General features: G+C 52.6%; 20 protein-coding genes and 5 tRNA genes. 11 read left to right on the top strand and 14 right to left on the bottom strand.

Going from position 1 to position 21,425, the window contains the following annotated elements; all coding sequences use genetic code 11:
* Window positions 1–90: 90 nt before the first annotated feature.
* The 7 genes from alaS to FOB24_RS19730 all read left to right on the top strand — a co-directional run bounded on the left by alaS (window position 91) and on the right by FOB24_RS19730 (window position 4,172).
* A complete protein-coding gene (gene alaS, locus FOB24_RS19760; RefSeq protein ID WP_061382320.1) occupies window positions 91–2,718 on the top strand; it encodes an alanine--tRNA ligase in 2,628 nt (875 codons plus the stop codon).
* Between the two features lie 238 nt (window positions 2,719–2,956).
* Window positions 2,957–3,142, top strand: a complete 186-nt coding sequence (csrA, locus tag FOB24_RS19755) for a carbon storage regulator CsrA (RefSeq protein ID WP_000906486.1) — start codon at window positions 2,957–2,959, stop codon at window positions 3,140–3,142.
* 336 nt (window positions 3,143–3,478) lie between these two features.
* A tRNA-Ser gene (locus FOB24_RS19750) sits at window positions 3,479–3,571 on the top strand.
* A 3-nt stretch (window positions 3,572–3,574) separates the two neighbouring features.
* A tRNA-Arg gene (locus tag FOB24_RS19745) sits at window positions 3,575–3,651 on the top strand.
* A 59-nt stretch (window positions 3,652–3,710) separates the two neighbouring features.
* Window positions 3,711–3,787: transfer RNA gene (locus tag FOB24_RS19740), tRNA-Arg, on the top strand.
* A gap of 60 nt (window positions 3,788–3,847) precedes the next feature.
* Window positions 3,848–3,924 (top strand) — tRNA-Arg (locus tag FOB24_RS19735).
* Between the two features lie 171 nt (window positions 3,925–4,095).
* A tRNA-Arg gene (locus FOB24_RS19730) sits at window positions 4,096–4,172 on the top strand.
* A 31-nt stretch (window positions 4,173–4,203) separates the two neighbouring features.
* Here the strand turns inward: FOB24_RS19730 and FOB24_RS24325 are convergent.
* Window positions 4,204–4,341 carry a hypothetical protein gene (locus FOB24_RS24325; protein ID WP_190971846.1) on the bottom strand — a complete coding sequence of 46 codons (138 nt, stop codon included), beginning with the start codon at window positions 4,339–4,341 and terminating at the stop codon, window positions 4,204–4,206.
* A gap of 105 nt (window positions 4,342–4,446) precedes the next feature.
* On the opposite strand from FOB24_RS24325, the gene yqaB reads away from it, so the two are divergent.
* The 4 genes from yqaB to luxS all read left to right on the top strand — a co-directional run bounded on the left by yqaB (window position 4,447) and on the right by luxS (window position 7,737).
* The gene (gene yqaB, locus FOB24_RS19725; protein WP_085048878.1) at window positions 4,447–5,013 is read left to right on the top strand and encodes a fructose-1-phosphate/6-phosphogluconate phosphatase; all 567 of its coding nucleotides are present in this window, start codon (window positions 4,447–4,449) and stop codon (window positions 5,011–5,013) included.
* The gene (locus tag FOB24_RS19720; protein ID WP_038633018.1) at window positions 5,010–5,438 is read left to right on the top strand and encodes a YqaA family protein; all 429 of its coding nucleotides are present in this window, start codon (window positions 5,010–5,012) and stop codon (window positions 5,436–5,438) included. Before yqaB ends, FOB24_RS19720 begins: the two co-directional genes overlap by 4 nt.
* A gap of 77 nt (window positions 5,439–5,515) precedes the next feature.
* Window positions 5,516–7,072, top strand: coding sequence for a glutamate--cysteine ligase (gene gshA, locus FOB24_RS19715; protein WP_038633015.1), 1,557 nt, complete (start codon window positions 5,516–5,518; stop codon window positions 7,070–7,072).
* Window positions 7,073–7,221: 149 nt separating this feature from the next.
* Window positions 7,222–7,737: an S-ribosylhomocysteine lyase gene (gene luxS / locus FOB24_RS19710; protein WP_006687194.1), complete on the top strand. Its 516-nt coding sequence runs from the start codon at window positions 7,222–7,224 to the stop codon at window positions 7,735–7,737.
* Between the two features lie 101 nt (window positions 7,738–7,838).
* Here luxS and emrB read toward each other — a convergent pair whose 3' ends face one another.
* The 13 genes from emrB to nrdH all read right to left on the bottom strand — a co-directional run bounded on the left by emrB (window position 7,839) and on the right by nrdH (window position 21,293).
* Window positions 7,839–9,377: a multidrug efflux MFS transporter permease subunit EmrB gene (gene emrB, locus FOB24_RS19705; RefSeq protein WP_069324580.1), complete on the bottom strand. Its 1,539-nt coding sequence runs from the start codon at window positions 9,375–9,377 to the stop codon at window positions 7,839–7,841.
* 16 nt (window positions 9,378–9,393) lie between these two features.
* The gene (gene emrA, locus FOB24_RS19700) at window positions 9,394–10,566 is read right to left on the bottom strand and encodes a multidrug efflux MFS transporter periplasmic adaptor subunit EmrA (RefSeq protein ID WP_085048879.1); all 1,173 of its coding nucleotides are present in this window, start codon (window positions 10,564–10,566) and stop codon (window positions 9,394–9,396) included.
* Window positions 10,567–10,693: 127 nt separating this feature from the next.
* Window positions 10,694–11,224: a multidrug efflux transporter EmrAB transcriptional repressor EmrR gene (gene emrR, locus FOB24_RS19695; RefSeq protein WP_042313109.1), complete on the bottom strand. Its 531-nt coding sequence runs from the start codon at window positions 11,222–11,224 to the stop codon at window positions 10,694–10,696.
* A gap of 90 nt (window positions 11,225–11,314) precedes the next feature.
* Window positions 11,315–11,650 carry an L-valine transporter subunit YgaH gene (ygaH, locus tag FOB24_RS19690; protein WP_042313111.1) on the bottom strand — a complete coding sequence of 112 codons (336 nt, stop codon included), beginning with the start codon at window positions 11,648–11,650 and terminating at the stop codon, window positions 11,315–11,317.
* On the bottom strand, window positions 11,640–12,377 hold the full coding sequence (locus tag FOB24_RS19685; protein ID WP_069324583.1) for an AzlC family ABC transporter permease: 738 nt from the start codon (window positions 12,375–12,377) through the stop codon (window positions 11,640–11,642). The genes ygaH and FOB24_RS19685 overlap by 11 nt, the downstream gene beginning before the upstream one ends.
* 122 nt (window positions 12,378–12,499) lie before the next feature.
* Window positions 12,500–13,684: an MFS transporter gene (locus FOB24_RS19680; protein WP_038633000.1), complete on the bottom strand. Its 1,185-nt coding sequence runs from the start codon at window positions 13,682–13,684 to the stop codon at window positions 12,500–12,502.
* Window positions 13,685–13,875: 191 nt separating this feature from the next.
* A complete protein-coding gene (proX, locus tag FOB24_RS19675) occupies window positions 13,876–14,871 on the bottom strand; it encodes a glycine betaine/L-proline ABC transporter substrate-binding protein ProX (RefSeq protein ID WP_003825976.1) in 996 nt (331 codons plus the stop codon).
* A gap of 68 nt (window positions 14,872–14,939) precedes the next feature.
* The gene (gene proW / locus FOB24_RS19670) at window positions 14,940–16,004 is read right to left on the bottom strand and encodes a glycine betaine/L-proline ABC transporter permease ProW (RefSeq protein WP_038632993.1); all 1,065 of its coding nucleotides are present in this window, start codon (window positions 16,002–16,004) and stop codon (window positions 14,940–14,942) included.
* Window positions 15,997–17,199 (bottom strand): glycine betaine/L-proline ABC transporter ATP-binding protein ProV, encoded by a 1,203-nt coding sequence (proV, locus tag FOB24_RS19665; RefSeq protein WP_038632990.1) that lies wholly within the window; start codon window positions 17,197–17,199, stop codon window positions 15,997–15,999. Before proV ends, proW begins: the two co-directional genes overlap by 8 nt.
* A gap of 354 nt (window positions 17,200–17,553) precedes the next feature.
* Window positions 17,554–18,513, bottom strand: coding sequence for a class 1b ribonucleoside-diphosphate reductase subunit beta (gene nrdF / locus FOB24_RS19660; protein ID WP_085048881.1), 960 nt, complete (start codon window positions 18,511–18,513; stop codon window positions 17,554–17,556).
* 10 nt (window positions 18,514–18,523) lie between these two features.
* Window positions 18,524–20,668, bottom strand: a complete 2,145-nt coding sequence (gene nrdE, locus FOB24_RS19655) for a class 1b ribonucleoside-diphosphate reductase subunit alpha (protein ID WP_150345364.1) — start codon at window positions 20,666–20,668, stop codon at window positions 18,524–18,526.
* A complete protein-coding gene (gene nrdI, locus FOB24_RS19650; protein ID WP_038632982.1) occupies window positions 20,641–21,051 on the bottom strand; it encodes a class Ib ribonucleoside-diphosphate reductase assembly flavoprotein NrdI in 411 nt (136 codons plus the stop codon). Before nrdI ends, nrdE begins: the two co-directional genes overlap by 28 nt.
* Window positions 21,048–21,293, bottom strand: a complete 246-nt coding sequence (nrdH, locus tag FOB24_RS19645; RefSeq protein WP_038632979.1) for a glutaredoxin-like protein NrdH — start codon at window positions 21,291–21,293, stop codon at window positions 21,048–21,050. The genes nrdI and nrdH overlap by 4 nt, the downstream gene beginning before the upstream one ends.
* Window positions 21,294–21,425: the final 132 nt, after the last annotated feature.

Here is a 21,425-nt window from a genome sequence, read left to right as displayed (position 1 = left end):
ATCTTATTCCCACTTTTCGATTGCCAGAGGCGCAGTTTGCTGCCGATGCTGGTAATGACATTTCGTTAGCTTGATTTCTTCAGGATAATTATGAGCAAGAGCACCGCTGAGATCCGTCAGGCGTTTCTCGATTTTTTCCATAGTAAAGGACATCAGGTAGTTGCCAGCAGCTCCCTGGTACCAAACAATGACCCTACTTTGTTGTTTACCAACGCCGGGATGAACCAGTTCAAGGATGTTTTCCTTGGCCTCGACAAGCGTAATTATTCCCGCGCAACCACCTCGCAGCGTTGTGTACGTGCGGGCGGTAAGCACAACGACCTGGAAAACGTCGGTTACACTGCACGTCACCATACCTTCTTCGAAATGCTGGGCAACTTCAGCTTCGGCGATTATTTCAAACACGACGCCATTCAATTCGCATGGGAACTGCTGACCGGTGAAAACTGGTTTGCCCTGCCAAAAGAACGTCTGTGGGTCACCGTCTATGAAACTGACGATGAAGCCTATGAAATTTGGGAAAAAGAAGTTGGTATTCCGCGCGAGCGTATCATCCGCATTGGTGATAACAAAGGCGCGGCCTATGCATCCGACAACTTCTGGCAGATGGGTGATACCGGTCCTTGCGGTCCGTGCACCGAAATTTTCTACGACCACGGCGACCACATTTGGGGCGGCCCTCCAGGAAGCGCAGAAGAAGATGGCGATCGCTACATTGAGATCTGGAACATCGTCTTCATGCAGTTCAACCGTCAGGCTGACGGCACCATGGAACCGCTGCCGAAGCCGTCCGTGGATACCGGTATGGGGCTGGAGCGTATTGCGGCCGTGCTGCAACACGTTAACTCCAACTATGAAATTGACCTGTTCCGCTCACTGATTGAATCCGTCGCGAAAGTTACTGGTGCGACCGATCTGAGCAACAAGTCGCTGCGCGTTATCGCCGACCATATCCGTTCTTGTGCATTCCTGATTGCCGATGGCGTTGTCCCGTCGAATGAAAACCGTGGCTATGTGCTGCGCCGTATCATTCGCCGCGCGGTACGTCATGGCAACATGCTGGGCGCGAAGGATACCTTCTTCTACAAGCTGGTTGGTCCGTTGGTGGAAGTCATGGGGTCTGCAGGTGAAGAGCTGAAGCGTCAACAGGCAATGGTTGAACAGGTTCTGAAAACCGAAGAAGAACAGTTCGCTCGTACGCTGGAACGTGGTCTGGCACTGCTGGACGAAGAGCTGGCAAAACTGACGGGTGATACGCTGGATGGCGAAACCGCCTTCCGTCTGTATGACACATACGGCTTCCCGGTTGACCTGACGGCAGACGTTTGCCGCGAGCGCAACATCAAGGTTGACGAGGCGGGCTTTGAAGCCGCAATGGAAGAACAGCGCCGTCGTGCGCGTGAAGCCAGCGGTTTTGGCGCAGACTACAATGCGATGATTCGCGTTGATGGCGCTTCAGAATTTAAAGGGTATGAGCATCTTGAGCTGAACGGCAAAGTGACTGCGCTGTTTGTCGATGGTAAAGCGGTAGACGCCATTAACGCCGGTCAGGACGCTGTTGTTGTACTGGATCAGACGCCGTTCTATGCGGAATCTGGTGGTCAGGTTGGCGACAAGGGCGAACTGAAAGGTGCGGGCTTTGCGTTTGCCGTGAGTGACACGCAAAAATATGGCCAGGCGATTGGTCATATCGGCAAACTGTCTGCGGGTTCTCTGAAAATAGGCGATGCAGTACAGGCTGATGTGGATGAAGCTCGTCGTGCGCGTATCCGCTTGAATCACTCCGCAACGCACCTGATGCACGCGGCGCTGCGCCAGGTATTGGGCACGCATGTGGCACAGAAAGGCTCGCTGGTTAACGATAAAGTGCTGCGTTTCGACTTCTCTCATACCGAAGCCATGAAGCCTGCTGAAATCCGTGCCGTTGAAGATCTGGTGAATGCGCAAATTCGTCGCAACCTGCCGATTGAAACGAACATCATGGATCTGGAAGCGGCGAAAGCCAAAGGCGCAATGGCGCTGTTTGGCGAGAAATATGATGACCACGTGCGCGTTCTGAGTATGGGCGATTTCTCCACCGAACTGTGTGGCGGTACTCACGCCAGCCGTACGGGGGATATCGGTCTGTTCCGCATTGTGTCTGAGTCAGGCACGGCGGCGGGCGTTCGTCGTATCGAAGCCGTAACCGGTGAAGGCGCTATCCAAACGGTGCATGCTGAGAGCGACCGCTTAAGCGATATCGCGCAGCTGCTGAAAGGCGATAGCCAGAATATCGGTGATAAAGTGCGTTCTGTACTGGAACGTACGCGTCAACTCGAAAAAGAATTGCAGCAATTGAAGGAACAGGCTGCGGCGCAGGAGAGTGCAAATCTCTCCAGCAAAGCGGTTGATATCAACGGCGTGAAGCTGCTGGTCAGTGAACTTGCGGACGTTGAGCCGAAAATGTTGCGTACCATGGTTGATGATCTGAAAAATCAACTGGGGTCTACCGTTATCGTTCTGGCAACGGTAGTTGAAGGTAAGGTTTCTCTGATTGCTGGTGTGTCTAAGGATGTGACAGACCGAGTGAAAGCAGGGGAACTGGTTGGTATGGTCGCTCAGCAGGTAGGCGGTAAGGGTGGTGGTCGTCCGGACATGGCGCAAGCCGGTGGTACGGATGCAGCGGCTCTGCCTGCAGCGTTAGCCAGTGTGAAAGGCTGGGTCAGCGCAAAACTGTAATAATTATAAGCGTAAGTCGACGCTGCGGGCTTCAATCCGCAGCGTTTGCATCAACGCTATCGACAACGATAAAGTCAGGTTGAAGTTGTGTATATCGGCTAAACTTAGGTTTAACAGAATGTGATGCCGTGACTGCTTACACTTAGGTGTTTGTCATCGCTTACTTTTTGGCGTTATATGATGGATAATGCCGGGATACAGAGAGACCCGACTCTTTTAATCTTTCAAGGAGCAAAGAATGCTGATTCTGACTCGTCGAGTTGGTGAGACCCTCATGATAGGCGATGAGGTCACCGTGACAGTTTTAGGGGTGAAGGGCAACCAGGTACGCATTGGCGTAAACGCCCCGAAAGAAGTTTCTGTCCATCGTGAAGAGATCTACCAGCGTATCCAGGCTGAAAAATCCCAGCAGTCCAGTTATTAAGGTTTTCGCGTCTCACCATTCTGGTGAGGCGCAACCTGATTGAGTTGTCCTCTTTCTTCGCTTTTCTGCTTCACTCCCCCCATTTTCTCTTTTCCCATACGCACATTGTCGTTCCCGGCGAATTTTCTGTTTGTTCATTGTCTGCGGAAACTGCCAATTTATCTGTTGATAAAACACTCTTTTTGCCGTTTTTGCAGACTAATTGCGCGTGAAATGTGCAAACGATAAAAGCTCTGGAAAAATTGTTTGACTTATAAGTCCCAGAAAGTAATATGTGCGCCACGCAGCGACGATGAGCAGAAACAAGTTCTTCGAAGCACTCGTAAGAGGCGTGTTGGTGAGGTGGCCGAGAGGCTGAAGGCGCTCCCCTGCTAAGGGAGTATGCGGTCAAAAGCTGCATCCGGGGTTCGAATCCCCGCCTCACCGCCATTTGCATCCGTAGCTCAGCTGGATAGAGTACTCGGCTACGAACCGAGCGGTCGGAGGTTCGAATCCTCCCGGATGCACCATATTACTTGATAGCGCTTTAGCAGCGACATCAAATCTGCAGTAAAGTAAGTTTCCCGATGCATCCGTAGCTCAGCTGGATAGAGTACTCGGCTACGAACCGAGCGGTCGGAGGTTCGAATCCTCCCGGATGCACCATCTCTTACTTGATATCGTTTATTACGATATCAATATCGGCAGTAAAGCAAGTTTTCCGATGCATCCGTAGCTCAGCTGGATAGAGTACTCGGCTACGAACCGAGCGGTCGGAGGTTCGAATCCTCCCGGATGCACCATCTTCTCCTGAATAACAGCGAAACTGTTGTTGCATGGTCTGCGAGATAATCGCCAGCACCAGGGAGGATAACGTTGCTTCAGCAACGGCCCGCAGGGCGAGGCGCAGCCGAGTAATCCTCCCGGATGCACCATCTTCTTTGCCGTATCAGTAGTAATCAGCAATTCCCGATGCATCCGTAGCTCAGCTGGATAGAGTACTCGGCTACGAACCGAGCGGTCGGAGGTTCGAATCCTCCCGGATGCACCATCTTCTCCTGAATAACAGCGAAACTGTTTCTTCATGGTCTGCGAGATAATCGCCAGCGCCAGGGAGGATAACGTTGCTTCAGCAACGGCCCGCAGGGCGAGGCGCAGCCGAGTAATCCTCCCGGATGCACCATCTTCTCCGAGATAATCGCCAGCACTTTCCCCCTCATGAATCATTTCCACATACTCCCTGAACATCCCTCAATTCGCTGTCAGCGACAAAATCAATCAATTACGATAAAATAACGTCTGGTCATTCGGCTTGTGAGAAGACGATGTACGAACGTTATGCGGGTTTGATTTTTGATATGGATGGCACCATCCTGGATACCGAACCTACGCACCGTAAGGCGTGGCATGAGGTATTGGGCCATTATGGGCTACGGTTTGATGAACAAGCCATGGTTGCCCTCAACGGCTCTCCAACGTGGCGTATTGCCCAGGCGGTGATTGAATTGAATCATGCCGATCTTGACCCCCATGTTTTGGCACGAGAAAAAACGGACAAGGTAAAAAGCATGCTGCTGGATAGCGTCCAGCCTTTACCGTTGGTTGAAGTAGTGAAAGCCTGGCATGGCCGCCGTCCTATGTCGGTAGGGACGGGGAGTGAAAGCGCAATTGCAGAGGCTCTACTCGCTCACCTTGGTCTGCGTCGCTATTTTGATGCTGTGGTGGCCGCCGATCACGTACAACGCCATAAGCCTGCTCCTGATACGTTCTTGCTTTGTGCTGAGCGAATGGGGGTTGTTCCGGCGCGCTGCGTCGTGTTTGAAGATGCCGATTTTGGACTGCAGGCGGCGAGCGCAGCGGGGATGGACGCCGTGGATGTTCGGTTATTGTGAGTGATGGACTATCGCTCCTGTCACTGTTTGCCAGCAGTTTTCTCAGCGCCACGCTATTACCCGGCAATTCTGAAGTTGTTCTGGTTGCTTTGCTGATTTCTGGGGTAAGTCATCCCTGGGTCTTAGTCTTAACAGCAACAATGGGTAATAGCCTTGGAGGGTTAACTAACGTTATCCTTGGGCGTTTCTTTCCATTGCGTAAAACATCGCGCTGGCAAGAGAAAGCCACTGGCTGGCTGCGGCGCTATGGCGCTGTCACACTATTATTAAGCTGGATGCCGGTTGTGGGTGATTTACTGTGCCTGTTAGCTGGATGGATGCGCATCTCGTGGGGCCCAGTTCTCTTTTTCTTATGCCTTGGCAAGGCGTTGCGCTATGTTGTTGTCGCAGCGGTTACGACGCAAGGCATTATGTGGTGGCACTAATTGTGTTGTGAGATAGCCTTCAGGGTAACCAATACCATTATGCTAATTAAAACGATTTTGACAGGCGGGAGGTCAATTTGATCCCGAACGTATCACAGGCGCTGGCCTGGCTGGAAAACCATCCTCAGGCGTTAAAGGGGATTCAACGTGGGCTGGAGCGTGAAACGCTGCGCGTCAATGCTGATGGGTCATTGGCGACGACAGGCCATCCTGAGGTGTTAGGCTCAGCGCTAACACATAAGTGGATAACCACGGACTTTGCCGAAGCGCTGCTGGAGTTTATTACTCCACCTGGCGACGATATTCATAAAATGCTGACGTTCATGCGCGACCTGCATCGTTATACCGCCAGAAACCTGGGCGACGAGCGTATGTGGCCGTTGAGCATGCCTTGCTATATTGCCGACGGTCAGGATATTGAGCTGGCGCAGTACGGTACGTCGAATACCGGTCGTTTGAAAACGCTTTATCGCGAAGGCCTCAAAAACCGTTATGGCGCGTTGATGCAGACCATCTCCGGCGTACATTACAACTTCTCGCTGCCGATGGCTTTCTGGCAGGCGAAATGCGGCGTAACGGACGGTGAAGATGCTAAAGAGAAGATCTCTGCGGGTTACTTCCGTCTGATCCGTAACTATTACCGTTTTGGCTGGGTCATCCCGTATCTGTTTGGCGCTTCTCCGGCCATTTGTTCCTCCTTCCTGCAAGGAAAACCGACCACCCTGCCGTTTGAAAAAACCGACTGTGGGATGTATTACCTGCCGTACGCGACGTCGCTGCGTTTGAGCGATTTGGGCTATACCAATAAGTCGCAAAGCAATCTCGGAATTACGTTTAACGATTTGCATGAGTATGTGGCAGGATTAAAGCGCGCGATTAAAACCCCTTCCGAGGAGTACGCGGCGATCGGTCTGGAGAAGGACGGTAAGCGTCTGCAAATTAACAGCAACGTTTTGCAGATTGAAAATGAACTGTATGCGCCTATCCGTCCGAAACGCGTCACTCGTCGTGGTGAAACGCCTTCTGACGCGCTTCTGCGTGGCGGTATTGAGTACATCGAAGTACGTTCACTGGATATTAACCCGTTCTCACCAATCGGCGTAGACGAGCAACAGGTACGCTTCCTCGATCTGTTTATGGTCTGGTGCGCATTGGCCGATGCGCCGGAAATGAGTAGCGATGAGCTGTTATGTACGCGTACTAACTGGAATCGCGTTATTCTGGAAGGGCGTAAGCCTGGCCTGACCTTAGGCATTGGCTGTGAGACAGCGCAGTTCCCACTGCCTGAAGTGGGTAAAGATTTGTTCCGCGACCTGAAACGCGTAGCACAAACGCTGGACAGCATCCACGGGGGAGAGGAGTATCAAAAGGTATGCGACGAGTTGGTCGCCTGCTTTGATAATCCTGAACTGACATTCTCCGCCCGGATCCTACGGTCTATGATTGATGAAGGCATTGGCGGTACGGGCAAAGCGTTGGGTGAGGCATACCGAAACCTTCTGCGCGAAGAGCCGTTGGAAATATTGCAGGAAGAAGAGTTTATTGCTGAAACCGAAGCGTCAAAGCGTCGTCAGCAGGAGATCGAAGCGGCTGATACCGAGCCGTTTAGCGTGTGGCTGGAAAAGCACGCTTGATACAAAAGAAAAAGGCCACTCGGGAGTGGCCAAAATTTCATCTCTGAAAACAGGGATGATGATAACAAATGCGCGTCTTTCATATACTCAGACTCGCCCCGGAACAAAGAGTTCAGATTATTTTTAAAAAATTTATCGGAGGTGGCTAAATGCCGTTGTTAGATAGTTTTACTGTCGATCACACCCGGATGGAAGCTCCCGCGGTCCGGGTTGCAAAAACGATGAACACCCCGCATGGCGACGCAATCACCGTGTTTGATCTGCGTTTCTGCATTCCGAACAAAGAAGTGATGCCTGAGAAAGGTATCCATACGCTGGAACACCTGTTTGCAGGTTTTATGCGTAACCACCTCAACGGTAACGGCGTTGAGATTATCGATATCTCTCCGATGGGATGCCGCACCGGCTTCTACATGAGCCTGATTGGCACGCCGGACGAGCAGCGTGTTGCCGACGCGTGGAAAGCGGCGATGGCTGACGTACTGAAAGTGCAGGATCAAAACCAGATCCCAGAACTGAACATTTACCAGTGCGGCACGTATCAGATGCACTCTCTCAGTGAAGCGCAGGACATTGCCCGTCATATCCTTGAGCACGATGTTCGTGTGAACAGCAATGAAGAGCTGGCACTGCCGAAAGAGAAGCTGCAGGAACTGCATATTTAGTTGTCATGCTGGATGGTGAAGCTCACGCTTCTCATCTGGTCGACAAATAATAGGCGCCAGCCGGTATAAAAAAGCCAGTTCAGATGAACTGGCTTTTTTGATCAATGTGCGCCGCCCGCGCCGCCGCCTGCGCCAAACGGCGGTTTAGCGAACCAGACAAGACCAAGCAGCACCAGGAAGATCCCCGCTGACATCCAGAAGATTTCGTTGGCGGAAATGATCAGCCCTTGATTGGTTATCTGTTGGGCCAGCCAGCCAGAGGCTTGCTCCTTGCTCATCCCTAATCCCTGCAGTTGGTTATACATTGCTTGTGCATTTGGGTTGTAGGGGTTAACGGACTCCGTTAACTGCGCATGGTGTAGCGACTCACGGTTAGTCCACATTGTCGTGGTGATGGAGGTTCCGATAGAACCTGCCAGCGTTCGCGTAAAGTTAGACAAGCTGGACGCCGCCGCCAGACGTTCAGGCGGTAAACCGGACAGCGTAATGGTCGTCAGCGGCATAAAGAAGCAGGCTACCGCGAATCCCTGAATAAACTGCGGCCAGGCCGATGCGCCAAAATCCATACCCGGTTCGAACGTCCATGCGCGCCAGTAGAAACAGACGGCGTACATAATAAAACTGAACGTGACCAGACGACGCATATCCAGCTTATGCGCGAAGCGACCGATTATCGGCGACAGGATCACCGGGATCACCCCAACCGGGGCGGAGGCCAGACCGGCCCAGGTTGCTGTATATCCGTAAACTTCCTGCAATAGCTGCGGCAGCAGGACGATTGCGCCGAAGTAGAGCATATAGGCCAGACTGATACACAAGCAGCCGATGGTAAAGTTTCGCGACTTAAACAGCGAGAGATCGACAATCGGGTGTTCGTCGGTAAGCTCCCAGACGATCAGGAAGCTGATAGCGACAACGGCGACCACCGTCAGGATGATAATCTCCTGTGAGGCAAACCAGTCCAGCTCTTTGCCGCGGTCGAGCATAATCTGCAAGCTACCGATACCAATGACCAGCAATGCCAAACCAATGGCGTCAATGCGTCGCTGCTCGGTTTTGGTTTCTCGCCCGCGTAGAGTTTGCAGAGTCATCAATACCACCGCCGCGCCGATTGGCACGTTGATGAAGAATATCCAACCCCAGTGATAGTTGTCGCTGATATAGCCCCCAAGAATAGGGCCGCATATTGGGGCGACAATCACCGTCATCGACCACAGCGCGAGGGCAATGGAACGCTTGGCGGGAGGATAATTATTCAGCAGCAGGCTTTGCGAAAGCGGAATTAGTGGACCGGCGACAATCCCTTGTACCACGCGGAAGAAAATCAGCATGTTCAGGCTGGTGGACATCCCGCATGCCCATGACGCAATGACGAAGGCAGTCGTTGACCACATGAATAGCCTTACTTCGCCAAAGCGCTTTGCCAACCAACCGGTGATTGGAATTGAGATAGCGTTCGCCACCCCGAATGAGGTGATCACCCAGGTTCCCTGGCTCAGCGAAGAGCCCAGGTTCCCGGCGATAGTAGGGATCGCCACGTTAGCAATGGTGGAGTCCAGCACCTGCATGAATGTCGCCAGAGACAGCGCGATCGTCATAATGACGAGCTGCGCGCCTTCCAGCGGTTTTTGCTGTTGCATCACACGCACCTTTGAATTAGCCCGCGTTGGCCCGCACGATCTCTTCGATCATTTTATTGACCGGAGCAAGGTTGATTTCACGTGCATTACTTTCTGATACCGGCGTGGTGCGGACCTGGCTTGCCAGAATCTGTCCGTCACGATTGGAGGTATCTACCGTAACCAGCGTAGACAAACCGATCCGCAGCGGATGTTGCGCCAGCTGCTGCGCATCCAGTTCGATACGTACCGGCAGACGCTGGACGACTTTGATCCAGTTACCGGTTGCGTTTTGCGCAGGCAGCAGGGAGAAGGCGCTGCCCGTACCCATATCAAGGCCAACAATTTTACCGGTGTATTTCACGTCATCGCCGTAAATATCACTGATAACCGTCGCAGGCTGGCCGATACGCATGTGCGCTAGCTGCGTTTCTTTAAAGTTAGCATCGACCCACAGGTTGGTGGCCGGAACAACTGCCATCAGCGGCGTGGTTGGGCTGATTTGCGCGCCAGGCTGTACGGCACGACGGGAAACATAGCCGGTCATTGGACTGACGATTCTGGTACGTTCCAGCGCCAGCCAGGCGTTGCGCACTTCGGTGGCGGCCTGTTGTACGGCGGGCTGATCTTCCAGCTTGCTGCCGAGAATCATTGCCTGGTTAGCATTATATTGCTGGATAGCGACATCAAGCTGCGCCTGAGCGCTGGCAACGGCATCTCGCGCATGTTGCAGCTCTTCGCGGCCAATCAGGTTGGCGTTGCCCAGCGGGACGCGGCGATTAAAGTCGCTTTGTGCCTGCGCCAGCGCGGTTCTCTGCACTTCAATGCTAGCCTGTAACTGCTTACTGTTGATCATCAGTTGGTGCGTCTGGCGCACGCTGGAAGCCAATGCCGTTTTGGCTTTTTCGAATGCCTGCTTAGCATCCGTCTGATCGAGAGTAACCAGCACATCGCCTTGTTTAACAAAGTCAGTGTTATCAGCCCAGACTTTCGTCACGCTGCCTGATACCTGCGCCATGATCTGAACCTGGTTCCCTGCCACGTACGCATCGTCAGTATCTTCGTAATGACGTAGTACTAAAAACCAATAAATCCCATATGCCACGGCAATGATAATAAAGAGCAAGGTCAGAAGGAGCAGCATACTTTTACGTTTGCCATTCTTCTTAACCGGTTGCTGCGGGGTTTGAGTCTCCGCATTTGCGCTCATGTTGTTCTCCACGATCTTATTTTTTTCACATCGGCTGAGCCGACCTGTTCATCAGAAAGGCCAGCAGTATGCGTGCTGGCCTGTCGGTTTTCATTTATAAATCTGGATTTCTGAGCGAGTCGGCGCGTTAGCGCAGCGCTTCTAATACCGTGCCATCCTGCTCCATCTGGTCAAGACGGGTCAGAAGTTTACGGGTGATTTGCTCAAGCTGATCTTTTTCGGTGGTGCTAAGAGATGACCAGAGTTGATGCAGGCAGTTGTGCTGAGGTGGTAACACCTCTTGCAAAAAAGCATGGCCTTTTTCGGTCAATTGCAGATGCAGACAGCGGCGATCGTTATCGCTTTCGCGACGTTCAATCCAGCCACGTTTTTCTAACTCATCCGCAATGCGGGTAGCGTTAGTCCGTGACGAGCCAAGCGCGCAACTCAGTTCAGAAGGCTGAATACTGTGGTTTTCCTGAGACTCCAGCGTAATCAACGCCATAAACAATGTCTCGTTAATCCCTTGAGCTTTCAGCATCTTATTGCGATTTTCCAGCAGCTTGCCCTGCATGTGCATGCAAAGACGAGTCAGAAGCACTTCCTGATAAGGGAACTCTTCGTAGCGGCTGGCGCGAAATTTTAGCATTTGTTCAATGGGCGTAAACGAACTATCCATTTGGGTATAACCTCATTAATTTCAGCCGATATAGTAACGACAGTGACAAATAAAGTAAATGTATTATTTATTTAAAATGATTGTTTTTGTCTATAAGCCAACCAGCATTTTCCAGGCTAATCCGTAGCCCAGAGCACTCAGTAAGGTCGGAATGATGATGCTGCGGGTCTTATAGAAGCTTGCGCCCAGTATGACAAACCCTACCAGCGTAGGCACGAACCGACGAGCATCGTGCATCACTTCTGGCGCGGTAGACACCACCAACAGGGCGCAAATTGATGCAATGCCAATGGTGTCAAGTAATATGCCCGTCGCACCGCGTCTTGTCGGGCGAACATTCCCTACCCCAAGACGGAGCGGTAAATAGCGAAAGCAATAATTCACGCAGCCGACCAGCAGGCCGAGCAGTAAAACTTCATAGCTCATCAGGTCCTCCCTGCCAAAATGACTGGAGCAGCGCGGTCAGGCATCCACAGATGATGCCCAAAAGGATGGCAGCAGGGATAGAAAAGAGTATTACCCCGGCCAGCGCGCCAGCCAGTGCGGCAGTCACGCAGAGCGCCTGTTGACGCTGGAAAGAGGCGAGCAGGAAACTCATAAATAGCGCCGGAAGCATGAAGCCCAGTGCCGCTTCAACCGCGGGATAATCTTTGAGTAAACCACTACCGGAAAACGCGCCGATCACTGTGCCGAATACCCAGGAAGCCCAGGAACATAGCGCAATGCCAATCATCCAGTTTTCACTCCAGCGCCGATTATCCCGGACCAGTTTAGCCGTTGCGGCGGCAAAGACTTCATCGGTGAGGCCAAAGGCCCACAGCGCGCTTTTGGGTTTGTTCAGGCGCTGTGTGATGCGACTGCGCAGGGAGGGACCGTATAAAACATGGCGGATATCCATAGCCATAACGGTCAGTGCGGCGACCCACAGAGAACTGCCTGCGGCAAGCATGGTGGTAATGACAAACTGGCTGGCTCCCGCATAGATAATGCAGGAGAAAAAGACGCTTTCGACCGGCGTAAAGCCAAGGCGAGTAGCATTTAGACCAAATGCAAAAGCGACCGGAATATAGCTGATAACTATCGGCAGACTGTCTTTGAATCCTTCCGTTAACGTCGCCGAACGGGATCCGGACTGGGGTATAGGGCTTTCCATAGGGTTATAGGTTTCATTACCGAAATTAATATAACTTGGTTCAATGAGTTATAACCTTAGCAGACTGATGGGCTCCTTAACACCCTGAGGAGCCCAATCAGCGGTAAACAAGCGCTATACGCTTAATTTACGGCTTCCTGACGGTGAAAACCTCGCCACCAGACCAACAGGTTGAGTACGGCAACGGTCGTACCCGCCAGACAAACGCCAGCCCAACCGGCATGTTGCCAGGCGGAGGCCGAAATCAACGAACCCGCGGCCCCGCCAATAAAATAGCTGGTCATGTAGCCGGCGGTCAGACGGTTACGTGCATCCGGATGAATGCGATAGATAACCGTCTGGTTAGTGATATGCACCCCCTGAACGGTGAGATCAAGAACCAGAATACCGATAATCAGCATTGGCACCGAAGTATGCCCGAGCCAGATAGCCAGCCACGAGAGCAACAGTAACAACAGGCCAACGGTAGTGGTGAGATGTGATTTTCCTTTATCGGCAAAACCACCCGCCGGGCGTGCGCCTAACGCCCCCGCGGCTCCCGCCAGACCGAACAGACCGATCATCCCTTCAGAATAGTTAAACGGCGGCGCGGCGAGCAAAAATGCCATTGAGGTCCACAGAATGCTGAAGTTGGCGAAAGTCAGGCAACCCAGCATTGCGCGGGTACGCAGCAATTTATCATGGGTAAACAGGCTGAATACGGAACCTAACAGCTGCGGATAGTTAAGATGGGTATCTGATTTCATCTTCGGCAGACCGCGCCACAGCGCAATCGCCATCAATGCCATCAGTATCGATGCCACCCAAAATACGGTGCGCCAACCGCCAAGGTTCGCCAGTAACCCGGCTACGGTACGCGCCAGCAGAATACCCAGCAACAGGCCACTCATAATCGTCCCGACGACTTTCCCGCGCTTGTCCGGGGTGGCAAGCGTTGCCGCCAGTGGAACCAGGATCTGCGCCACTACCGAGAACAGTCCGGTCAGGGCGGTGCCGAGGATAAGCATGCCCAACGACTGGCTGCTGGCGGTAATCAGCATGCCGCCAGCCGCCAGCAGCGTCATGGAGACAATCAACATCCGTCGCTCAAACATATCGCCAAGCGGTACCAGGAATAGCAAACCTGCGGCATAGCCGAGCTGGGCCGCGGTGACGATAAATCCTGCTGTACTGGCTGACAGTGAGAAGTTGCGGGCGATGGTGTCGAGCAGCGGTTGCGCGTAATAGTTACTGGCGACGGCAAGGCCGGTGGCGATAGACATTAACAGGATCAGCGAAGGGCTAAGTCCCTGAGTGGTTTTCGTCATGGTTTTCAACTGAATAATGGGTTGCAGAAAACAATCATAACGGAAGTGATTAACTGTTGCTGATTTGTTGGGTGATGGATTGTGCGGTTTAGGTGGGATAGAGGGAAACAGGCCGGATAAGCGTTAGCGTATCCGGCAATGGTGCGGTTACTGTGCCTGATGGCGCTATGCTTATCAGACCTGCGAGTGGGTTATTTCTGCGCAGCCAGCGCTTCGTTCACCCAGCCGTCAAACTGCTGCTGGTGGGCTTTGATCCAGCCGTCTACGTGACCCTGAACATCGGCTTCAGACGCTTTACCATCATGCATCATCGCGTTCTGTGCGTTGATATCCGCCAACGGTAATTTCATGATAGCGAACAGTTTCGCTGCCGCCGGATTTTTCTCCGCCCAGGCTTTGTTGGCGACGATGTGCATGGTGTTCACCGGGAAGCCGTAGTTAGCGCCGTTTGGCAATTTGGTATCGATATCTTTCTGCTCACCCGGCAGGGAAGAGAACGGTACCTGCAACCAGACCACATCTTTGCCCGGCTTCATCACGTCGCTGACCCAGTACGGCGTCCAGGTGTAGTAAAGAATGGGTTTGCCTTCTTTAAAGCGGGTGATGGTGTCTGCCATCATCGCCGCATAGTTACCGTGGCTGACCTCGACCGTTTTTTCCAGATCGAAGGCTTTGTTCTGGTGGTTGATCACCGCTTCACAGCCCCAGCCTGGCGAACAGCCCATCATATCGGCTTTGCCGTCGCCGTTGGTGTCAAAAATTTTGGCGATCTTGGGATCTTTTAACTGGGCGATGTTGGTGATTTTGTACTGCTCAGCGGTTTTTTTGTCGATCAGATAACCCTGTGCGGCACCCGTAACGAATACCCCCTCGCGATAAAACTTTTTGTCTCCGCCCGCCGCGGCGTACATATCATCATGCAGCGGCTGCCAGTTCACGGCGGTAAAAGTTGCATCGCCAGAGGCAATGGAGGTATAGCCGACGTTATAGTCAACTTCGCTGGTTTTGTTAACGGTGTAACCCAGTTTCTCCAGCGCGCGGGCAACCAGCTGCGTCTGGAAGGATTCTTCAGAGATAGTGCTCTGGATTGGCTGGACGGTAATGCCTTTGCCCGGCAGGTCGGCAGCGAAAGTGCTGGTGGAGACAAGGGTGGCAAACGCTGTGGCAATAATAACTTTCTGTCGCATCGTTGTTCCTTAATTATTGGAGGGACGTGTAGGCCCGGTAAGCGCAGCGCCACCGGGCAACGGGTGTATTACTTCGTGAAAGGGCGAGTGATAAGCCCAACGGGACCGGTGGTGTACCAGCGACGGTTACCCCGGCTACGCGAATCGCGACCAACGGCCTGCGTCAGGCGATCCAGGATGATGGCGAGGATCACAATCCCAACGCCACCAACCGTGGCTAATCCCATATCCAGACGACCAATTCCGCGCAGAACCATCTGACCCAATCCGCCAACGGCAATCATCGAGGCGATGACCACCATCGAGAGCGCCAGCATCAGCGTTTGGTTAACCCCGGCCATAATCGTGGGCATCGCCAGCGGGAGCTGCACTTTAAACAGCATCTGACGCGGGCTGGCGCCAAACGAGCGCGAGGCTTCAATCAGGTCGGCCGGCACCTGGTTAATCCCCAGAATGGTCAGACGGACGATTGGCGGCAGGGCGAAGATAATCGTCACCACTACGCCCGGGACGTTACCAATACCGAACAGCATGACAATCGGCACCAAATACACGAAAGCGGGGGTGGTTTGCATCGCATCCAGCAGAGGACGAACAATCTTTGCCGCCCGAGGGCTGCGCGCCAACCAGATGCCCATCGGCAGACCGATCACCACACAGAACAGTAACGCGGTCAGCACCAGCGCCAGCGTGATCATCGCTTGCGACCACGCGCCAATGGCGCCGATAGCAATCAACGAAATCAGCGTCGCGACACCCATTCCAACGCCGGAAATCTGCCAGGCGATCAGGGCGAACAGGATAATCGCCACGGGGGCTGGCATACCTAAAAGCATTTGCTGGAAGCCGTTGAGAATGTAATCCACCGGTACACGGATGCCCTGGAAGACCGGACGAAAATGGGTAACCACCCAGTCGATCCCCTCGGTGACCCAACTGTCCAATGGGATCAGCGTCTTATGGAACGGATCCATAATATTAAAATGCTCTGGTGCCGGCGCGGGCGCGCTGGTCAGCCAGTCTGCGCTACCGCCGTCAGTAGGCGCGGAGGATGGTGTGCTCCACGCATCGGCGGTCTGTGCGGCGCTATCGGCCGCTGGTGTGGTATCCCACGGATTAGTTTGATCAGCCATTGTTTGCCCCCTCACGATCTAAAGCCTGTAACAGCATGCGTTTTGAAATGACGCCCACATACTGCTGTTCCTCGTCAACTACCGGTACCGCGCACGGTGCCTGGCCGACATGAGAAAGCAACTCGCTGAGAGGAGTTTGTGCATCGACAGCCAGCGGTTCATTGATCAACGCCGCTTCAATACCTTGCGCCTGACTAAGCGCGGTTTTTAGTGAGTCGATAGAGACGACGCCGACGAATTTATTGCCACGTTCGATCACGTAACCATATTCGCGATCTTTGTCCTGCAATAATTGCAGCGCCGAACGAGGGCCTACACCGGGTGTTTTACGAATTAAACCTTCGGGGCTACGGCGGGAAATATCTTTCGCGCTGAACACCTGGCTAATATCAACGCCGCGGAAGAAGGTGCGTACATAATCATTAGCCGGATTATTCAGGATTTCATCCGGTGTACCGACCTGTACTACTTCACCGTTTTGCATAATGGCAATTCTGTCGCCAATACGCATAGCTTCGTCGAGATCATGGGAAATAAAGACCACGGTGCGTTGATGCTTCGCCTGGAGTTTTACCAGTTCATCCTGCATCTCGGTGCGAATTAATGGATCGAGGGCTGAGAAGGCCTCATCCATTAATAAGATGTCAGGATTAATGGCTAATGCGCGGGCAAGGCCTACACGCTGGCGCATCCCCCCGGAAAGTTCATCCGGGTAGCTGTGAGCGTAATTCTCCAGACCGACCTGACGTAGCGCATCCAGCGCCTTTTCGCGACGTTCATCCGCGGCGACGCCGGCTAATTCCATGCCAAATGCCGTATTGTCCAGCACCGTCATATGCGGCATCAGGGCAAAGGACTGAAAGACCATCGCAATCTTTTTTCTGCGCACCTCGCGGAGTTCGGCATCGGAGATCCGGGCGATATCTACGCCGTCGATCAGTACCTGTCCGCGGGTGGGTTCAATCAGGCGATTGAGAAGGCGTACCATTGTGGATTTACCCGAGCCGGATAATCCCATGATGACAAATATCTCGCCTTCTTCAATGGCCAGACTGGCGTCTTTAACGCCAAGCGATAGCCCTGTTTTCTCCAGAATTTGCTCTTTTGTAAGTCCTTTTTCAATATATTTGAACGCTCTCTGAGGATGCTCGCCAAATATCTTATAGAGGTTCTTCACTTCTAATTTAATTGCCATGCAATAGAATGATTCCTGTTATTTGTTTATATCGATATGTTACCTGATGGAAATAGTGACCTTTTTCTACCCTAACATACTGAGAATCTGAGACAACCCTGAATTTAGTTGTGGCATGAATATTGCCGAAGGTCAGTCGGCGGGATTTCCCGTGATATAAGGGCTGAGCGTGAATGTGCGTTAACTGATATTTTTTGTAAACGCCAATGAAAAAGCGCCTGAATTGGTGTAATGCAGGCGAATAATGCGGCTGATATTGAGTGTAGATCACACAATTATAATTGCACGATAAAAGTGTGATCCTGTTAAAATATTACCGCGAAAAATGTACGGTATTTCCCGTGAAAATGAGAGTTAAAAATTCCAGTCGTCGTCTTCGGTTTCGATAGCTTTACCCATCACATAAGATGAGCCAGAACCTGAGAAGAAATCGTGGTTTTCGTCTGCGTTGGGCGACAGCGCGGCAAGGATTGCCGGGTTAACCTCCGCCATTTCTGACGGGAATAACGCCTCATAACCCAAATTCATTAATGCCTTATTGGCGTTGTAACAAAGGAAGGCTTTGACGTCATCCACCCAACCGGTTTCTGCATACAATTCTTCTGTATAACGCGCTTCGTTATCATACAACTCCATGAGCAGGTCGAGGGCAAAATTCTTTAACTCCTCGCGTGCGGATTCGGAAATATGCTCCAGGCTTTTTTGAAATTTATAACCAATGTAATACCCATGGACCGCTTCATCACGAATGATCAGACGAATGAGATCGGCGGTATTAGTCAGTTTGCCGCGGCTGGAGAAATACATCGGCAACCAGAAGCCGGAATAGAACAGGAATGATTCCAGAAACACGCTGGCAATCTTCTTGTGCAACGGATTATCGCTGGCGTAATGGGCCAGAATAATCTGCGCCTTACGTTGGAGCGGGATATTTTCCTCACTCCAGGCGTAGGCGGCATCCACATCTTTGGTCTGGCAAAGCGTGGAGAAAATAGAGCTGTATGAGCGGGCGTGAACGGCTTCCATAAAGCTGATATTCGACAGCACCGCTTCTTCGTGTGGTGTTAATGAATCCGCCATTAGCGCTGGCGCACCGGCAACATTCTGAATGGTGTCGAGTAGCGTTAGCCCGGTAAAAACGCGGATAGTTAACTGCTGCTCGGCAGCGCTCAGCGTTTGCCAGGACGGGACGTCGTTAGAAAGCGGGACTTTTTCCGGTAGCCAGAAGTTACTGGTCAGGCGATTCCATACCTCCAGGTCTTTATCATCTTCAATCTTGTTCCAGTTGATGGCGCTCACGCGGGATAATGTCATGATCTCCTCCTTACAGCGCGCATGACACGCAACCTTCGATTTCGGTCCCTTCCAGCGCCAGCTGACGCAGTCGGATGTAGTACAGCGATTTAATGCCCTTACGCCAGGCGTAGATCTGCGCTTTGTTAATATCGCGGGTAGTGGCGGTATCGGGGAAAAAGAGCGTCAGCGACAGTCCCTGATCGACATGGCGCGTCGCTTCAGCATAGGTATCGATAATTTTTTGTGGGCCAATCTCGTAGGCATCCTGATACAAGGCCAGATTCTCATTGGTCATAAAAGGAGCAGGGTAGTACACGCGCCCGGTTTTGCCCTCTTTGCGAATTTCCACTTTTGACACGATCGGGTGAATACTTGACGTCGCATGGTTGATGTAGGAAATAGAGCCGGTTGGCGGAACTGCCTGTAAATTCTGGTTATAAATGCCGTAGCGCATGACATCTTCACGCAACTGCGCCCACATCTCACGCGTCGGCAGCGTAATGCCGCTGGCGGCAAACAGTGCGCGAACTTTGTCGGTTTTTGGCTGCCAGTCACCCTGCAGATACTGGCTAAAATACTCGCCGCTGGCGTAGCGAGACTGCCTGAATCCAGCAAAGGCTTTACCACGTTCGCGGGCGAGCTTCATTGACGTATTCAGCGCATGCCAGGTGATGGTGTAAAAGTAGATATTGGTGAAATCCAGCCCTTCCGGCGAGCCATAGGCGATGCCTTCCCGCGCCAGATAGCCATGCAGGTTCATCTGACCAAGACCAATCGCGTGCGATGCGCTGTTTCCGGCTGCAATCGAGGGCACGCTGCGAATATGACTCATATCCGAAACGGCGGTTAAGCCGCGAACCGCCGTTTCCACGGTACGACCAAAATCCGGGGAATCCATGGTATGGGCGATATTTAGCGAGCCGAGGTTGCAGGAGATATCGTGTCCGGTCTGCGCGTAGTTGAGATTTTCATCGTAGGTGGAGGCGCTGTTAACCTGCAAAATTTCGGAGCACAGATTGCTCATGTTAATACGACCAGCAATCGGATTCGCGCGATTCACCGTATCTTCAAACATGATGTAAGGGTAGCCGGACTCAAACTGGATCTCAGCCAGCCGCTGGAAGAAATCGCGGGCGTTAATGTATTTTTTGCGCACGCGTCCATCGGCAAGCAGTTCGTCATAGCGTTCACTGACGGCGATATCGCCGAACGCTTTGCCGTAAATGCGTTCCACGTCATAGGGCGAGAACAGCGCCATGTCGGCATTCTCTTTGGCCAGTTTAAAGGTAATGTCCGGGATCACTACGCCAAGCGACAGGGTTTTGATACGGATTTTCTCGTCGGCGTTTTCACGTTTGGTATCCAGAAAACGCAAAATGTCCGGATGATGCGCGTGCAAATACACCGCGCCCGCGCCCTGACGCGCGCCGAGTTGATTGGCATAAGAAAACGCATCTTCCAGCATTTTCATTACCGGGATCACGCCGGATGACTGGTTCTCAATGCGTTTAATCGGCGCACCTGCTTCACGCAGGTTAGAGAGCAAAAACGCTACGCCGCCGCCGCGCTTGGAAAGTTGCAGCGCAGAGTTAACCGCCCGGCCAATGGACTCCATGTTGTCTTCAATGCGTAACAGGAAGCAGGAAACCAGCTCGCCGCGCTGCTGTTTGCCGCAGTTTAAGAAGGTTGGCGTGGCGGGCTGAAAGCGCCCGGAGAGCATTTCATCGCTAAGCTGCATGGCGAGCGTTTCATCGCCTTGCGCCAGCGTGAGCACCACCATCGTGACCCGATCCTCAAAATCTTCGAGATAGCGCTTACCGTCGAACGTTTTCAGCGTATAGCTGGTGTAGAACTTCCATGCGCCGAGGAACGTCTGGAACCGGAATCCGCTGGCGTGGGCGTGAGCAAAGAGCTTTATTACAAATGCGCGATCGTAACGGCTTAATACGCTTTCGTCGTAGTAGCCTTCAGCAACCAGCGTTTCCAGGCGCTCCTGCTGGCTGGCAAACGTCAGCGAGTTGGGGCGGACGTGGGCGGCAAAGAAAGCCTCCACCGCCTCATGGTCTTTGTCGAACTGAATGCGTCCAGCTTTATCGTACAGATTCAGCATGGCGTTCAGGGCATGATAATCCAGCGTTGGCTGGGTTATGCGTTCTGCGGTTGTCGTTGCCAAAATTCACTCACTCCTTGTCGAACGTTGTCGATATCGCTTTGGGTGCCCATCAGCTCAAAGCGCCAGAGCCACGGCACGCCGCATTTTTGTGAGATGACTTCACCCGCGCGGCCATAGGCTTCACCGAAATTGCGATTGCCGGAAGCAATCACCCCACGGATTAACGCCCGGTTGTGCGGATCGTTTAAAAAGCGGATCACCTGTCTCGGAACCGCGCCTGCCGTTCCGCCGCCGCCGTAGGACGGCACGATTAAGATGTAAGGTTCGTCGACCCGGATCCGCTCGCGTTCATTAAGCGGAATGCGGATGGCAGGCAGCCCCAGACGCTGGATAAAGCGGTGCGTATTTTCGGAGCTGCTGGAGAAGTAGACGAGCTGACTCATGCGCTGGCCATATCGGGTTGTGGGCGCAGACGGTTGATCATGTCCGGGCGAAACCCGGACCAACTGGTTTCCCCGGCGACAACGACCGGTAACTGACGAAAGCCTTGATCGCGCAGGCTGTCAGCCAGAGCGGGCTGCAAATCAATATTTACCATCTCAAAATCAAACCCGCGGCTTTCCATTGCCCGCTTAGTGGCGTGGCACTGAACACAGTTATTACGAGTGTAAATAATAATACGCATGATTCGTATTTCCATTTGTAGATAAAAGATCGACGCGATTGATAGCGTCGGATTGTAGGTGTCTTGATAGGAGTGATACTAGATGTAGTTTTAAAAATATTCAACCATACAAGATATGGTAATTTTAGATTG

This window comes from Citrobacter werkmanii, from assembly GCF_008693645.1.
Lineage (GTDB): Bacteria > Pseudomonadota > Gammaproteobacteria > Enterobacterales > Enterobacteriaceae > Citrobacter > Citrobacter werkmanii.
This window is presented reverse-complemented; position numbering and strand designations above follow the sequence as displayed.

Bases quoted from the DNA above. Each gene is read 5' to 3' on its own strand.
- alaS (WP_061382320.1), top strand. From the start codon at position 91: ATGAGCAAGAGCACCGCTGAGATCCGTCAGGCGTTTCTCGATTTTTTC.
- csrA (WP_000906486.1), top strand. From the start codon at position 2,957: ATGCTGATTCTGACTCGTCGAGTTGGTGAGACCCTCATGATAGGCGAT.
- FOB24_RS24325 (WP_190971846.1), bottom strand. From the start codon at position 4,341: ATGAGGGGGAAAGTGCTGGCGATTATCTCGGAGAAGATGGTGCATCCG.
- yqaB (WP_085048878.1), top strand. From the start codon at position 4,447: ATGTACGAACGTTATGCGGGTTTGATTTTTGATATGGATGGCACCATC.
- luxS (WP_006687194.1), top strand. From the start codon at position 7,222: ATGCCGTTGTTAGATAGTTTTACTGTCGATCACACCCGGATGGAAGCT.
- emrB (WP_069324580.1), bottom strand. From the start codon at position 9,377: ATGCAACAGCAAAAACCGCTGGAAGGCGCGCAGCTCGTCATTATGACG.
- emrA (WP_085048879.1), bottom strand. From the start codon at position 10,566: ATGAGCGCAAATGCGGAGACTCAAACCCCGCAGCAACCGGTTAAGAAG.
- emrR (WP_042313109.1), bottom strand. From the start codon at position 11,224: ATGGATAGTTCGTTTACGCCCATTGAACAAATGCTAAAATTTCGCGCC.
- ygaH (WP_042313111.1), bottom strand. From the start codon at position 11,650: ATGAGCTATGAAGTTTTACTGCTCGGCCTGCTGGTCGGCTGCGTGAAT.
- FOB24_RS19685 (WP_069324583.1), bottom strand. From the start codon at position 12,377: ATGGAAAGCCCTATACCCCAGTCCGGATCCCGTTCGGCGACGTTAACG.
- FOB24_RS19680 (WP_038633000.1), bottom strand. From the start codon at position 13,684: ATGACGAAAACCACTCAGGGACTTAGCCCTTCGCTGATCCTGTTAATG.
- proX (WP_003825976.1), bottom strand. From the start codon at position 14,871: ATGCGACAGAAAGTTATTATTGCCACAGCGTTTGCCACCCTTGTCTCC.
- proW (WP_038632993.1), bottom strand. From the start codon at position 16,004: ATGGCTGATCAAACTAATCCGTGGGATACCACACCAGCGGCCGATAGC.
- proV (WP_038632990.1), bottom strand. From the start codon at position 17,199: ATGGCAATTAAATTAGAAGTGAAGAACCTCTATAAGATATTTGGCGAG.
- nrdF (WP_085048881.1), bottom strand. From the start codon at position 18,513: ATGACATTATCCCGCGTGAGCGCCATCAACTGGAACAAGATTGAAGAT.
- nrdI (WP_038632982.1), bottom strand. From the start codon at position 21,051: ATGAGTCAGCTCGTCTACTTCTCCAGCAGCTCCGAAAATACGCACCGC.
- nrdH (WP_038632979.1), bottom strand. From the start codon at position 21,293: ATGCGTATTATTATTTACACTCGTAATAACTGTGTTCAGTGCCACGCC.